11 protein-coding genes are annotated in these 14,334 nt (G+C 69.3%); 3 read left to right on the top strand and 8 right to left on the bottom strand.

The window, feature by feature from the left end; translation table 11 throughout:
* The first annotated feature begins 249 nt into the window (after positions 1-249).
* Positions 250-3,276: a S53 family peptidase gene (locus ABZT06_RS05695; RefSeq protein WP_355735286.1), complete on the top strand. Its 3,027-nt coding sequence runs from the start codon at positions 250-252 to the stop codon at positions 3,274-3,276.
* A 108-nt stretch (positions 3,277-3,384) separates the two neighbouring features.
* Here the strand turns inward: ABZT06_RS05695 and ABZT06_RS05700 are convergent, their stop codons facing one another.
* On the bottom strand, positions 3,385-4,827 hold the full coding sequence (locus ABZT06_RS05700) for a hypothetical protein (protein ID WP_355735289.1): 1,443 nt from the start codon (positions 4,825-4,827) through the stop codon (positions 3,385-3,387).
* Between the two features lie 90 nt (positions 4,828-4,917).
* On the opposite strand from ABZT06_RS05700, the gene ABZT06_RS05705 reads away from it, so the two are divergent.
* Positions 4,918-5,376, top strand: a complete 459-nt coding sequence (locus ABZT06_RS05705) for a hypothetical protein (protein ID WP_355735291.1) — start codon at positions 4,918-4,920, stop codon at positions 5,374-5,376.
* On the opposite strand, the gene ABZT06_RS05710 is transcribed toward ABZT06_RS05705, so the two are convergent.
* The 6 genes from ABZT06_RS05710 to ABZT06_RS05735 are packed head-to-tail and all read right to left on the bottom strand — an operon-like array spanning position 5,371 to position 12,755.
* Positions 5,371-6,162: an alpha/beta hydrolase gene (locus tag ABZT06_RS05710; protein WP_355735294.1), complete on the bottom strand. Its 792-nt coding sequence runs from the start codon at positions 6,160-6,162 to the stop codon at positions 5,371-5,373. The genes ABZT06_RS05705 and ABZT06_RS05710 overlap by 6 nt on opposite strands.
* Complete coding sequence (locus tag ABZT06_RS05715; RefSeq protein ID WP_355735296.1) at positions 6,155-6,742, bottom strand: TetR-like C-terminal domain-containing protein; 588 nt, start codon at positions 6,740-6,742, stop codon at positions 6,155-6,157. Before ABZT06_RS05715 ends, ABZT06_RS05710 begins: the two co-directional genes overlap by 8 nt.
* Before the next feature lie 34 nt (positions 6,743-6,776).
* A complete protein-coding gene (locus tag ABZT06_RS05720) occupies positions 6,777-10,865 on the bottom strand; it encodes a caspase family protein (protein WP_355735299.1) in 4,089 nt (1,362 codons plus the stop codon).
* 5 nt (positions 10,866-10,870) lie between these two features.
* A complete protein-coding gene (locus ABZT06_RS05725) occupies positions 10,871-11,722 on the bottom strand; it encodes an alpha/beta hydrolase (RefSeq protein WP_355735302.1) in 852 nt (283 codons plus the stop codon).
* A gap of 8 nt (positions 11,723-11,730) precedes the next feature.
* Entirely contained in the window at positions 11,731-11,916 is a 186-nt protein-coding gene (locus ABZT06_RS05730) for a DUF397 domain-containing protein (RefSeq protein WP_355735305.1), read from the bottom strand.
* On the bottom strand, positions 11,916-12,755 hold the full coding sequence (locus ABZT06_RS05735; protein WP_355735308.1) for a helix-turn-helix transcriptional regulator: 840 nt from the start codon (positions 12,753-12,755) through the stop codon (positions 11,916-11,918). Before ABZT06_RS05735 ends, ABZT06_RS05730 begins: the two co-directional genes overlap by 1 nt.
* Positions 12,756-12,868: 113 nt before the next feature.
* On the opposite strand from ABZT06_RS05735, the gene ABZT06_RS05740 reads away from it, so the two are divergent.
* Complete coding sequence (locus ABZT06_RS05740; protein WP_355735311.1) at positions 12,869-13,306, top strand: ATP-binding protein; 438 nt, start codon at positions 12,869-12,871, stop codon at positions 13,304-13,306.
* Positions 13,307-13,352: 46 nt separating this feature from the next.
* Here ABZT06_RS05740 and ABZT06_RS05745 read toward each other — a convergent pair whose 3' ends face one another.
* Positions 13,353-14,318: an alpha/beta hydrolase gene (locus tag ABZT06_RS05745; RefSeq protein ID WP_355735313.1), complete on the bottom strand. Its 966-nt coding sequence runs from the start codon at positions 14,316-14,318 to the stop codon at positions 13,353-13,355.
* Positions 14,319-14,334: the final 16 nt, after the last annotated feature.

Below are 14,334 nucleotides of genomic sequence, written 5' to 3' on the forward strand. Positions count from 1 at the left end.
CTCTTCCTCTCCCTGTGTCACCCGGCCCAGATGCCACGGCACGAAGCGGTGGCGTAAAGATCCGTTCATGGTTCATGGACGACCAGAGACAGTAACTGTCATGTCCTGATAGGAAATGCACATACTCCGGTTAAGAGGGACAACTCCTGCGCGCCTTGTGGCGCGGATGCCCCCGTCGGCCCGAGTGCCCTCTCGACCACCCTCACGGCCCCAGGTCTGGTGGTGCGTCAGTTCCTAGGAGATTTCTGCATGGCCAAGAAGGTTCACGCCGCGCCCGGACGCCCCGGGCGCGCCGCAGCCAAGAGCAGCAGACGGGCCAGGGTGATCACCGCGGCCTCCACCGCTGCCGTCGCCCTCATCGCCGTCACCGCGACCGCCTCCGGCGCGGTCGCCCAGGGGGGAACGGCCACCCCGGGCGCACCCGAGCGAATAGGGGCGGCCCCGCATGTCCCGGCGGGTGCGAAGGTGACCGGCGCGACCGCAATGGGAACCACGCTGCACCTCAGCGTGAACCTGGCCCCCCGCGACCCGCAGGCGCTGACGGACTTCGTCACCGCGGTGTCCACACCGGGGAACGCCCAGTACCACCACTACCTCGCCAAGGGGCAGTTCGCCTCGGTCTTCGGTCCCACGCGGGCCACCGTCCTCGGAGTGACACGGGCCCTGAAGGCGGCCGGTCTCGCTCCCGGCGAGGTGAGCCCGGACGGTCTGTCCATCCCGGTCACCGCCACCGCCGCCCAGGCGTCCCACGCCTTCGGCACCGGCTTCCACAACGTCCGGTTGAAGGACGGCACCACCGACTACCTCAACACCTCGGCCCCCTCGCTGCCCGCGAACGTGGCGCCCTCGGTGACCGGGATCGTCGGCCTGAGCAGCATCAACACCGTCAGCAGTCACCACTCCGCGGTGCGTCGCACCAGCAGGCACACCTCCGCCCGTACCGCCACCCCCTCGGCCGTCTCCGGGCGCAGTTCGAGCGCGGCGACCGCCGACGGGTACACCCCCGCACTCTGCGCCGACTTCACCGGCTCGGGCCTGACCGACGGCACCGACTACTACAGCCCCGGCAAGCTGGCCGGCGCCTACGGGATGGCCAGTTCGGCCACCGAGGGCGCGGGGCAGACCGTGGCCGTGTTCGAGCTGGAGAACCTCGACACGGGCAGCATCGCCGCGTACCAGTCCTGCGTCGGCACCAACACCTCGGTCTCCCACGTGTACGTCGACACGACGGCGGGTGCCGGCGCGCCGGCCACCGACGGTTCGGTCGGTGTGGAGTCGGCGCTCGACATCGAGGACCTCATCGGTCTGGTGCCCGGCGCGAGCATCATCGACTACCAGGGCCCGGACGCCGAGTCCGCGACCGACCAGAACGTGATCGACGTCTACCAGCGGATGGTCACCGACGACCAGGCGCAGGTCATCTCCACCAGCTGGGGTGAGTGCGAGGCGGTCGAGAGCAGCGCCACCGCGAACGCGGAGAACACCGTCTTCGCGGAGGCCGCCGCCCAGGGGCAGACCGTCGTCGCCGCCTCGGGCGACGACGGCTCCAGCGACTGCTACCGCGCGACCGGCTCCACGGCCAAGGCCGTCGACGACCCCGCGAGCCAGCCCTACGTCACCGGGGTCGGCGGCACCACGATGACCACCTCGGGCAGCACCAGCACCCAGACGACCTGGGGCAACGCCGACGGCGGCACCGGTGGCGGTGTCTCCTCGCGCTGGGCGCCCGTCGTCTACCAGGGCGGTGTCGCCACGACCACCAAGCGGGCCGTACCGGACGTCTCCGCTCTGGCGGACCCGGCCCATGGATACCCGGTCTACTTCCAGGACGACAGCCAGTCCTCCAGCCCCGTTCCCGGCATCGTCGGCGGCACCAGCGCCGCGGCCCCGACCTGGGCCGCCGCGATCGTCCAGGCGAACGCCGGTACAGCCTGCCAGGCCAACGGGCAGGTCGGCTTCCTCAACAACGCCCTCTACCGGGCCGCACGCAGCAGCTACCCGGCGGACTTCTGGGACGTCACCAGCGGCAACAACTCCGTCTACGCCACCGGCTACACGGCGGCGGCCGGCTACGACGAGGTGACCGGCCTGGGCTCGCCCCGAGAGGCCGGTCTGACCACGGCCCTGTGCCCGGCCCAGGGCACCGCGGCCACGGGCGCCTCCACCTTCCATCCGCTCAGCAGCCCCAAGCGCCTGCTGGACACCCGCAACGGCACCGGCTGGGGCCTCAGTTCGGTCCCGGCCACCAAGCCCCTGGTCGCGGGCGGCACCGCGCCGGTCAAGGTCGAGGGCGCCGGGGGGATCCCCAGCAGCGGCGTCACCGCCGTCGTGCTCAACCTCACGGCCACCGGCACCACCGGCGCGGGTTCGCTGATCGCCTGGGCCGACGGCACCAGCAAGCCCTCGACCAGCAACCTCAACTGGACCGGCGCGAGCCAGACCATCGCCGCGTCGGCGACCGTGAAGGTGGCCGCCGACGGCGTGGTGGACCTCTACACGAGCAGCACCACCCACCTGGTCGCCGACGTCCAGGGCTACTACACCAGCGGCACCACCGGTGCCAAGTACACGGCGCTGACCCCGGCCCGGCTGCTGGACACCCGCTCCAAGGTCGGCATCTCCACCACCAGCAAGATCACCAACGCGGTGGTCAGCCTGAAGGTCCGCGGCCATGGCGGCGTGCCGACCGGCGCCACCTCAGCGGTGCTCAACCTGACGGCCACCCAGACCGTCGGCGGGGGATACCTGGAGGCCTATGCCGAAGGCGCCACCCGCCCGACCGCGTCCAACGTCAACTGGTCGGCCACCGGGACCACCATCCCGAACCTGGTGGTTGTGCCGATCGGCAGCGACGGCAACGTCAGCATCTACGTACACGGCACCAGCCATGTGATCGCCGATGTCTCCGGCTACTTCTCCACCAGCGGCTCGGCCTTCCAGACGGTCACCCCGCTGCGCCTGCTGGACACACGCCAGACGACGGCGCTGGGCTCCGGCAAGACGCTGGCCGTGCAGATCTCGGGCCGCGACGCCATCCCGTCCACCGGCGTCAAGGCCGTCGTACTGACCGTCACCGTCACCGGCACCACCGGCAGCGGCTACCTCACCGCCTGGGCGGACGGCGGCAGCCGTCCTACCGCCTCCAACCTCAACTGGACGCAGGGCAAGACGATCGCCAACCAGGTGATCGTGCCCGTCGGGTCCGACGGCAAGGTGGACCTGTACACGAGCAGCACCACGAACGTGCTCGCGGACGTGGCGGGCTACATCAGCTGACACCGCCGCCCGACGACACGACCACGATGCCCCGCCGACCACTCCGGTCGGCGGGGCATCGTCCCGCCTCGCTCCCTCAGGGCTTGAGGCGCTCAGGGCTTGAGGCCCTCAGGGCTTGAGGCGGGCGATCCGCAGGCTCGTCGCCGTCGGGGACGCGCCCGTCAGCGGCTTCGTGTACGTCGGTGTGACCGGGACGTACGCCCAGGTCAGCGTCCCGTCCTTCTGGACGGCCACGTCACCGGTGATCCGCGCCGACACCACCTTGTCCGCGCTCTGGACCTTGCCGTTCCAGTCGACGAGACGGAAGTGCGTCCCGGTGAACGTGCCGGTGCAGGTGCCGCTCGCACACTTGGCGTTCTTCAGGGACTCCCAGGACACGAGGAGACGTTCCTTGCCGTACGGCGCCACATGCACGTCGACGTTCTCGACGGTCTTGGCGCTGGTGAGGTAGATCGCCTTGCCGGGGCCGGAGTTGCGGTTCTTCAGGAAGGCCACCGCCACCTGGTGGGTGCTGGTCCTCGGCGTGACCGTCCAGCCGCGGCCGCTGGAGTCGTCCGGGTTCTTCTTCGCGGAGGCGGCACCGCGGGACGCGAAGGCGGTCACGTAACGGCCGGTGGAGGACTTCACCAGATCGCCGGTGCGGGAGGCGAAGGTGCCCCCGCAGTACCCTGCCCAGCACTGCTCGCGCTGGACCACCGGAGCCACGTCCGGGGCGCCGATGCCGGTCGACACGAACAGGCCCGAGCGCCAGTCGTCGAAGCACAGGGAGGTGAAATCGCCGGTGGTCTCGGCGTGCAGCGCGATGCCCTCGTCGTGACTGCACCCCCAGCCCCAACCCCCGCCGAGCTTCGCGCCCTTGGCGCTGATGTACGACAACTTGTCGCCGAAGTGTCCGTCGGCGAAGCTGCCCGCGCCGTGCACGACGAAGTAGGCCCCGTACTTCTTGCCGTTCCAGGTGAGTTGGCCGTCGAGGGTGGGGGAGGTGTCGTGCGTGGCGGTGCCGGTGAGCTTCGTACGGAACGTCTGCTTGCCGTTCGTGTACCGGACGATCGCGGCCGCCGTCTCCTTCCACTTGTTGGTGTCGGCGACCCGGGTGAGCAGCGCGAAACCGTCGTTGTGCGCGACCAGCCCGCCGACCTCCTTCGCGCCCTTGACGACGGTGTCCGTGCCCGAGCGCTTCCCGGCGGACGTCAGCGGGGTGACATGGACGCCGTCCGAGGCGGGCCAGGCGACGCGCAGGGTGCCGTTCGGCGCCACGGCGGTCGCCGTCCGGGTCCACTCACGCGTGTTGTTGTAACCGGCGGACAGATAAGGGAACTTGGCGGACAGGCTCACGGCCGTGGTGGTGGGGGCGAGCGTGGGAGCGGTGGCCGCGCCGGCGGTGGCGTACCAGGCACCGGCCAGCGCGGCGGTCGCGGCGAGACCGACGATGACGGGCCTACGGGCCGCGCGGACCCGGCGGTGGCCGGCGCGAGGAGTGTCGCGAGCGGTGTCGCGCACTGTGTCGCTCGGGGTGGCGCCGTCGCGCGATGTGCGTCTTGCGAAAGTCATACCCCCAGGTCGCCGTGGGGCCCACGAAGGTTGCCGCCGGGGAGCCACACTTCGGTCACCACCGAAAGGACCCGCCCCTAGCGTGCCGCCATGACCGAACACCCGCAGCACACACCCGCGCAGGCCGTGACCCGCATGGTCGGCCATGTGCTCGCCCTGGCCGAGACCTGGACCGCCTGGGACGGCAAGCCCGCCCATGCTGACGACCGCGCCTACACCCCGAACAAGGCGATCCGCCGTGTCGCCGACCATCTGATCGACCACCTCGCCGAGTTGGAGGCGCGGCTCGCGGGCGAGACCCCGCAACCCGACCACTGGCACGCGTCCGCCACGACCACCGAGGCCGACCTCGCCCCCTTCACCCAGGAAGACCTGGACGAGGCCCGCAGCCGTCTCACCCGGCTCGCCCGCATCTGGGCCAACCGCCTCGACTCCCTCACCGAGCACGACCTCGACCACTCGCCCGGCGAGGGCTGGACCTTCCGTGAACTCGCCTTGCACCTCAAGGAATCCACGTACTACGCCGATGCGCTCGGCGACCTGTCATGACCGCGGGTCGGTCCCGAGGAACGTCCGCGTGAGCAGGTCGGCGTAGGCCACCGGGTGCTGAAGGACGCCGAGATGACCGCCGGGAAACTCGACGAAGTCGGCCTGCTGCGTCTTCGCGAGGAATTCGGCGGTGCGATACAGGAGATGCCCCCGGGAGTCGGTCCCCGCGGCGACGGTGAGGCGGACCCGAGACGGGCCCGCCTCGGGGACGTACGACGTGAAGGGTCCGATGACGTGCGCGAGGGAGAGCGCCATCGGGTTCACCAACTCCTCCTCGCGACTGAGAGGTTGGCCCGCCGGAAGCTCCCCCGCCGCCCGCTCCTCCAGTACGGCGGTCATCAGGGCGCCCGCCGCCGCGAGCCCCTTGGCCCGGTAGACCTCCGGGACTTCACGGAACGCGGCCCGCTGCCGTGCCCCGTCCGGCAACACCCCCACGCACGGCGGCTCGTGTGCGACGACGTGCCGCAGCCGCTCCGCGTGCCGGGCGAGCAGGTCGAGGGCGGCGATGGCACCGGCGCTGGTGCCGAAGACATACGCCGACTCACCCTCCAAGAGCGTCGCGTCCAGCACGCGCCGCGCTCCGTCGCTCCAGTCCTGGACCCGCTGGTCCTCGACGGGTTCGCCGAGGCGGCCGTGGGCGAGGCCGAGGGGGTCGTAGGTGACGACGGTGAAGTGCGCGGAGAGCGCGTCCGTCACCGGGCCGAGGCCCATGGGGTGGCCCGCGCCGCCGGGCATGAGCAGCAGTACGGGCCCGTGGCCGGTGATGTCGTAGTGCGGTTCAGTCATCGGTGCTCTCCTCTGTGGGCCAGTTCTCGAGTGCCACGTGCAGGGCGTCGACCGCCCTGTCCCAGGACTTCTGTACGTCACGAGGCGCGCCGAAGCCGCCCGCCGACTCCAGGGCGCAGTAACCGTGGAAGGTGGCGCGCAACAGGCGTACCGCGTCGGTGAGATCGGGTTCGGCGAGGCCGTAGGCGCGGAGCATGCCGTAGGTGATCTCGGCGGTGCGCCGGAGCGCGGGGGAGCCGGCGATCAGCGTCTGGTCGATCCGGATCTGCGTCGCCGCGTACCGTCCCGGCCGCTCCAGCGCGTACGCCCGGTAGGCGCCGGCGAAGGCGGCCAGCGCGTCCTTACCGGCCCGTCCCGCCACGGCGACGGCGATCCGGTCGATCATCTCGCCGCCGGCGAGCAGGGCGACCCGGGTGCGCAGGTCCTGAAGGTTCCTGACATGCGAGTACACGCTCGCGTCCTTCACGCCGAAGCGCTTGGCCAGGGCGGCGAGGGTCAGGTTCTCGAAGCCGATGCCGTCGGCGAGGTCGGCTGCGGCTTCGGTGAGGCGGGTGGGCGTGAGGCCTGCTCGGGGGCTCATGGGAGCAGGTTAGCTAGGGGTCCTAGGTTCTTGGCTAGTGGTTTTTGGTTCGGTGGAAGAGGGCTATGTCGTTGGTGAAGCAGAGGAGGAGGTCGTCGCCGATGGGAGTGGCGGCTGTGGCGGGGAGGGGGAGGGAGATGACTTCGGTACAGGCACCGGTTCGGAGGTCCCAGAGGCGGGCGGTGGCGTCTTCGGAGGCGGTGAGGGCGTGAGGGTGGCTGTCGAGGGTGAGGGCGCTGACTGCGATCACGGCATCCGTGTGTCCAGAGAGGACGAGTGTGGGTACGCGTCTCTCGAGGTCCCACAGTTGCGCGATTGAGCGCCGAGCAATGAGGGCGTGGGGGCGACCGTCGAGAGTGACCCCGCAGACTGCCTGCACTGCGGGGCCCTCTTCGGAGAGAATCGCCAAGCATTCCCGGCTTCGGAGATCCCAGAGGCACACAACGCCCCGGGAATCACCGCTGACGGCAAGCGGCTGTCCACCGACGTCGATGCTGAACACATCCCGAATGTGCCCTGAGCGCTCGCTGACGACATGCTGCTCGCCGCTACGGAGATTCCAGAGTCGGAGGGCGCCTTCACTGTCGCCCGAGAGGGCATGCGGGTGGCCGTCGAGCGTGAATCCATGCACGGCCTGTACCACCGGGTGAGGTGAGTCGATGGCGAAGCTGCGTATGCATTTGCCGGTTTGCAGATCCAGCAGATTCAGAAATTCGTATTCCCCCGTGAGGGCGTGAGGGCGGCCGTCGACCTCCAGGGTGCAGACCGCCCGGGGAACTGTCGTATCCCGGTGGAGTAAACGGACGCGATCGCGGGAGGCGACATCCCACAGTCGCACCGAGTCGTCGAAGCTCACTGTCACGGCGTGCGGACGGTTGCTGAGGAGGGTGCCTGCGACTTCGACCACCCAGTCCGTGTGCCAGCGGGGGGTCGTTGTGACGTAATCGCCGTCCAGACTCCACAACCGGACTGAGCCGTCCCTGGATGCCGTGAGGGCGTGTGGTCGGCCGTTGACCGTAGCAGCGCAGGCCGCCTCGATGGTGTTGGTGTGTCCAGGGAGAACCAGTACACGTGCGCCGGTTCGAAGATCCCACAACCGGATGGTCTCGTCGGAGCCGGCGCTGAGAATGTGCGGCCGACCGTTGATGGTGATCGTGTTGAGTGCGTGCACCATACCGCCGTCTTCGCCGAAAGTGCCTGCACATACACCGGTTTGCAGGTCCCATACACGAACGGTGTTGCCGTCGGCGATGAGAACATGCGGAGTGTTGTCGATGATGGCGCCATAAGCGGCCCACACCGGTCCCTCAGCTGCGGCAATGGTGCGCACACACCGGTCGTTCTCGACGTCCCACAGCTGGACTGACGAGCCAAGGGTGTGGACGAGGACGTGCGGACGACCGTGGAGGGTGATGCTGTCGATCCCGATCACCCCTTGAGACAGCTCGGTGAGTATGAGTCGGCACTCACCGGATTCGAGGTCCCATATCTGTACGATTTCGTCCTCGGTCGTTGTCAGGGCGTGGGGCCGACCACCGAGTGTGACGCCGCAGACCTCCTGAACTACGTCGCTCGGCCCGTCGATGGAGTGGGTGCGTTCTCCGGTGTGGAGATCCCACAGGTGGAGTCCTTCGGCAACGACGAGTGCATGCAGGCGGTCGTCGATCACCAGCTTGACGAAGAGTTCGGCAGGGCTTTCACCGACGCCGAACACGCGGGTGCACTCTCCGGTCTGGAGGTCCCATTGGCGAAGGGTTCCGAATTCACCACCGCTGGTGAGGGCATGGTCACTACCCTCGACCGTGAAACTGAGCACGTGGGGAACGCCGAGATCATGCACCAACGTCCTCCGATGCGCCGGATGCACCAACCCACCCGTCGCCCACGCCACCCGCCACGTACGCCCCCGAGAGATACGCTCGGCAAGCTCGGACCACCCATAACGCGCAGCGTCCACGGAAAGAATGTCCCGCCGCGCATCGATGTCGGCGGCCAACAACAAATGCGCCGACGTCCGATAAACCGCCGCGAACCTCTCCGCATACTCGCCGGTCGAAGCATCCAGCGCCCGCAACAGTGTCACCGGACTCGCGTGCACGACATACTCAGCGTCAGCCAGCAACTGGGCGAGCACACCCCCCGCCACCGCATGACTCGCCAGATGCTCCAGAACATACGGATGCGCCGACGCCCAGTCCGACACAAGTTCCCTCAGCCTGACCGCAATCCCTCGCTGATGATCGACGAACGAACTCGGCACCCGCAGATACTCGGCCATCGTCTCGTGGTACAGCCGGAACACCGACCCGCCACCACCACCCTCCTCCTCCGTGATGTACGACCCCGCGACCTCGAACAGCCACTCCAGATCGTCATTGCTGCACGGCGTCCCGGAGAGCGCCTCCGCCAGCGGAGCCCAGATCGTCGACCAGGGCAGCCCAGCCCTCTGTGCGTACGCGAGTGGCCTCAACAGCCTTACAGCCCGCTGGCGTTGCGCACCGAACCGATCCAGATAGTCGGCGAAGGCCTCCTTGGCGTCGCTCGGCAGAGAGAGCTCCCAGCCCTCCTCGCCGGTGTCGACGACTCGCTGTCGGTGCACCAGCGCACGGGCGTTCATCCGGGCCACGAGGAAGGACCTGCCCGCCTGGGAGGCGATGCCGGCGGCGACCTCGTTGGCGAGTTCTGGTGCGTGGCGGTAGGGGGAGAGGCTGTCGGGGTCGTGGGAGTCCAGCAGCAGGGCCCGCGCGTAGTCGGTGACCGCCTCGCGCGCGTGGTCGTCGGCGTCCAGGTCAAGGACCTCCACCGCATGCCCCAGCGCCGGGATCAGATCGCGACGCGTGCCCACGATCAGCCGTACGGCGGGCATCGCGGACAACGGCTGGAGCAACTCCCTTGCGATACGGCGCCCTTCGGACTGGTCTCCCGCCGTTCCCGCCTCGTCCAGCGAGTCGATCACGATGACGATCCGGTCCCTGCGGTCGCCCAACGCTCTGAGAAGCTGGTCCCGTTCGGCGTCCGGCAATGCAACCGCCGCCCCCAGATCCCGCACCAGATCCGCGCTGCTCGACCGGCGCGCCCACAGCCGTACGGCCTCCAGCCCCGGCTCGGGCAGCCACGGGGCGTCGGGATGCGTACTCCTGGCCGGGTGCCGCGGATCGGTCAGGTCGAGGAAGCGACCCAGGACCGCCGACTTGCCCGACCCCGGGTCACCGGTGACCACCCGCGCCTTACGGTCGTGCGGCCACCGCAGCCAGTCGGCCAGTGAACCGAGCACGGACGTACGACCGGTGAAGTAGTCGCCCCGTTCACCCGCGTGTTCCAACCCCTTCCCCCGAGGTCCGTAGTGCCCCTCGTGGCGCCGACGCAGCTTCGCCAACGCGCCCAGATCCAGGCCGTTCTGATCCTCCGTCGGGATGTACAGAGGGTTGTCGAAGAACGGATCCCGGCCGGAACTGTCGATGACGGAGTGGTTCGCCTCCTGTCGTGCGGAGTCCAGAAGTTCGTTGATGTGGTCTGTCACCTCACGGACGCTCAGGTAGCGCGGCGAAGGCCCCGTCCGGGGCTTGGTCAGTGCCAGCGTCAACGCGTCGACGAACTTGTTCTCCTTCGCCGTCTCCTTGCCCCGCGCCGCCGCGATCATCGCCCGCTGCGCACTCCCGCGCCGCGTGTGGGTGAGCTGGGTCGCCAGGGTCGCGACACTCTCCGTACCGGCACTCGCGAAGCACGTGTCGAGGACGACCAGCAGATGCCCGACCGTGCTGCGCACCATCGGCTTCGCCAACTCGTCAGCGCGTACGGCCGTCGACCAGCGTCCCGGGCGGTGGTCCGAGCACAGCAGGTAGTGCTCCGCGCCCTCCTTCACCCCGTGTCCGGCGAAGTACAGCACCACCGTGTCCTCGGGGCCCAACTCGGCCTCGTACACCCACTCGTCGAGCTCGTCGACCAGCTTGTTGCGGGACGGATTCGCGGAGACGCCCGCCAACACCCGCTCGTACCCCATCGGCACGAGCAGGTCGGCCACGCGGGACGCGTCGACCGTGGCCCCCGGCAAGGCCGTGATGCCTGAGTCCTGGTACGTGCTCACCCCGACCGAGACGAGAAAACGCCGACCCGTCGCCCCCATGTACGTCACTCCAGCCCTTCGGCGACCGCCCGTCCCGTCTTGTGGGCGAGTAGATAGCGGGTCAGACTGTGCGGTGCCGACCCGTTGTCCAGGGAATCATCCACCACATCCCCGAATCGCGGGGCGAGTTGATGGACCAAGGCGACCAGATCACCGGGGTCCGTGAGGTTCGTCCAGCGCCGGATGCCGCCGGGCCACACGCCCTTGCCCTCCACCGGTGGCGGGCTCAGACGGTTGAAGATGAGCGACAGACCCAGCGGGGAGCCGACCGTGACGAAGTCCGTCACCGGCCACTCCGGGTGCTCGCACAGAGCCTCGTACGCCACGACCGAGCCCAGCGAATGCGCCACGACCACCCGCGTGTCCGGCCCGATCTCCTCCGCCACCCGCGCCCGCGCCGCCTGCCAGACCGGCGGTTCGTTCATATAGCGCCGCACCTGCCTGAGGGCGAACACCATCATGCGGTCCGAGTACGTCCCGAAGAACCGCGACCCCGACAGCGCGTCCAGCGCGGCGCGTACGCGGTTGGTGAGGAGGGCGGCCCGGGTGCCTTCCTCGTCCGGTGGCGGAACGTGGTCGGAGTCCTGCTCCGCCCCCGCCTGCCACCAGGCCTCCAGCAACTCCGTCTCGAAGCCGGGCTCGACGTCGTACTCGTCCCACGGCGGCACGTCCGACGAGCGTGTGCCTTCCTCGAAGAACACATCGCCGTAGAACGCGCACGCCACGTCGTCCGCGTCCAGCCGCAGCCCCGAGCCGAGCCGCACGCCGTCCCGCAGCGCCGGTCCGACGTCCTTGACCATCAAGGCCGGCCCCGACCACTGGTGCCCGATGCCGTGTACTACGACGACACGCGCCACGATCGCCGTCAGCCTCGCGCAGCGAAGTCCAGGAACTCCGTCCACGTGGTGGGGGAGAGGGCGAGCTGCGGCCCCTGGTTGTTCTTGGAGTCGCGGACGTGGATGGTGGTGGGGCGGTGGGCGACTTCGACGCAGTCGCCGGAGCTGTCGCCGCTGTAACTGCTCTTGAACCAGGACAGTTCAGTTGTGCTCATCATGCTCCTCGCATCCGCTCCAGCAGGCTCCGGGAGTCCTCCGGGGTCAGGGCCTGTGAGCGAAGTTTTGCATAGCGCATGTGGAGCATGCTGATCGTTTGCGGCTTGACGATGAACTGGCTGCTCTCCTGGCCCTCCAGGTAGGCGAACCACTCGTTCTCCGGTGTCTCCAACAGCTGGATCGGACCGTTCAGCCCAGGGTGGTAACCGCGCGAGCTCGGCATCACCTGGAACTCCACGTTGCGGGGCGCGGTGGCCTCCAACAGGTGCTCGATCTGCCCGCGTCGGGCTTCCTCCCCACCCGTCGGCCGCAGGAGCACATGCTCCTCGACGATGAAGCTGAACGACGTGTTCGGCCGTTCGCCCAGCAGTGACTGGCGCTCCAACCTGGCCGTGACCTGAGCCTCGATCTCCGAGTCCGTCAGCACCGGCACCCGTTCGCTGAACAACGTCCGCGCATATCCCTCCGTCTGCAACAGCCCCGGAACCAACCGGTTCTCGAACGTGTACAGGCTGATCGCGATCTCCTCCAGCTCCGCCCACTGCCGGAACCACGAGGCCAGCCCCTTCTCCCGGGTCGCGTGCTTGTACACCCCCTTCAGCACCCCGAACGCGTCCAAAACCTCCTCCGCCCGGTCCACGTACTTGCGTTGGGGGAAGCGGCGGCCCTGCTCGATGGACCCGACGGTCGACGGCTGGTAGCCGACCATGGGTGCGTACTCCTCCTGTGTGTACCCCGCCCGTTTACGGAAGGCCTTGTGTGCCTCGCCGAACGCCTTCAAGCTGTCGGACGGTTCGGGCTCGGTGGGGTTCTCGATGCTCATGGCGCTGTCGCTCATGCGAGAAATGGTCACGGACCGTGACGTGTGCTGTCGACTCCGTAACTCGTACAACCCGAAGCGTACGGGTTTTGTGCCTGGCCGACTGCCGTACCGCCCGGGACGGTTGGGGCATGCACGCAGACGCCGAAGTCCAACCCGCTGCCACCGTAAGCACGTTCACCCAGCTCTTCGCCTGCACACCGCCCGGTGCCAGGCGGGCCCGCCGCCTGGTCGCCGGCCGGATGGATCTCTGGGGCTACCCGCACGGCGCCGAGGCGAACGAGGATGTGGCTCTGGTCGTCGCCGAGTTGGCCGCGAACGCCGTACGGCACGGCCGGGTGCGTGGGCGTGGGTTCCGGGTACGGCTGGTGTGGCGCGAGGACCGGGTGCGGGTGGAGGTCATGGACGCGCGCGGGGAGCGCCTGCCGGTGCCCGCGCGCGAGCCCGACGAGGGTGGGCGTGGGCTGCTGGTGGACGCGCTGTCGGAGGAGTGGGGCGTGGAGCTCCGACCGGACGGGGTGTACAAGACGGTCTGGGCGGAGGTCCGGGTGGGAGCCGCTCCCGGGTGATCCATGCACCCCGGGGCCCCGGAAACCGAGGCCCCGGACAGGGCCGTCAGGCCGTCGCGAACGCCGTCCGCAGGGTGCTGATCGCCTGGGCGATGGCGGCCTCCGCGGCATGCGTCTCCCGCAGCGCGTTCAGCATCACGAAGTCGTGGATGATGCCCTGGAAGCGGACCGCGGTGACCGGGACGCCGGCCTCGCGCAGCTTGTTCGCGTACGCCTCGCCCTCGTCCCGCAGCACGTCGGCCTCGGCGGTGATCACCAGGGCCGGGGGCAGGTCGCGCAGCTGGTCGACGGAGGCGCGCAGGGGGCTCGCGGTGATCTCGGCGCGCTGCTTCTCGTCGGTCGTGTACTGGTCCCAGAACCACTGCATGGCGTCCCGGCGCAGGAAGTACCCCTCGGCGAACTGCCGGTAGGAGCCGGTGTCGAAGCTCGCGTCGGTGACCGGGTAGAAGAGGACCTGCTGGACGAGCGGGACGTCGCCGCGCTCCTTGGCCATCAGGGTCAGCGCGGCAGCCATGTTGCCGCCCACGGAGTCCCCGGCCGCGGCGATGCGGGTGGCGTCCAGGCCCTTGGCCGCGCCCTGCTCCACGACCCACTTCGCCACCGCGTAGTTCTGCTCGACGGCGACCGGGTAGCGGGCCTCGGGCGAGAGGTCGTACTCGGGGAAGACGACCGCGGCACCGGCGCCGACGGCCAGTTCGCGGACCAGTCGGTCGTGGGTGTGGGCGTTGCCGAAGACCCAGCCCGCGCCGTGGATGTAGATCACCACGGGGAGGGGGCCGGTGGCGCCGGCCGGGCGGACGATCCGCGCCCGGACACTGCCCGTGGGGCCGCCCGTGACGGTCAGCCACTCCTCGTCCACTGCGCGCTTGGCGATGTCGCCGGACTGCACCTCGTCGACGGTCTTACGGCCGTCGACGGGCCCCAGGTCGAAGAGGTACGGCGGGTTCGCGGTGGCCTCGGCGAAGGCCTGGGCGGCGGGCTCCAGAACGGGGCCGGGTGCGTTGTCGGTCATGGCGATCTCCTCGGAT

Origin of the sequence: Streptomyces sp. NPDC005483 (assembly GCF_040606035.1) — a bacterium.
Classification (GTDB): domain Bacteria; phylum Actinomycetota; class Actinomycetes; order Streptomycetales; family Streptomycetaceae; genus Streptomyces.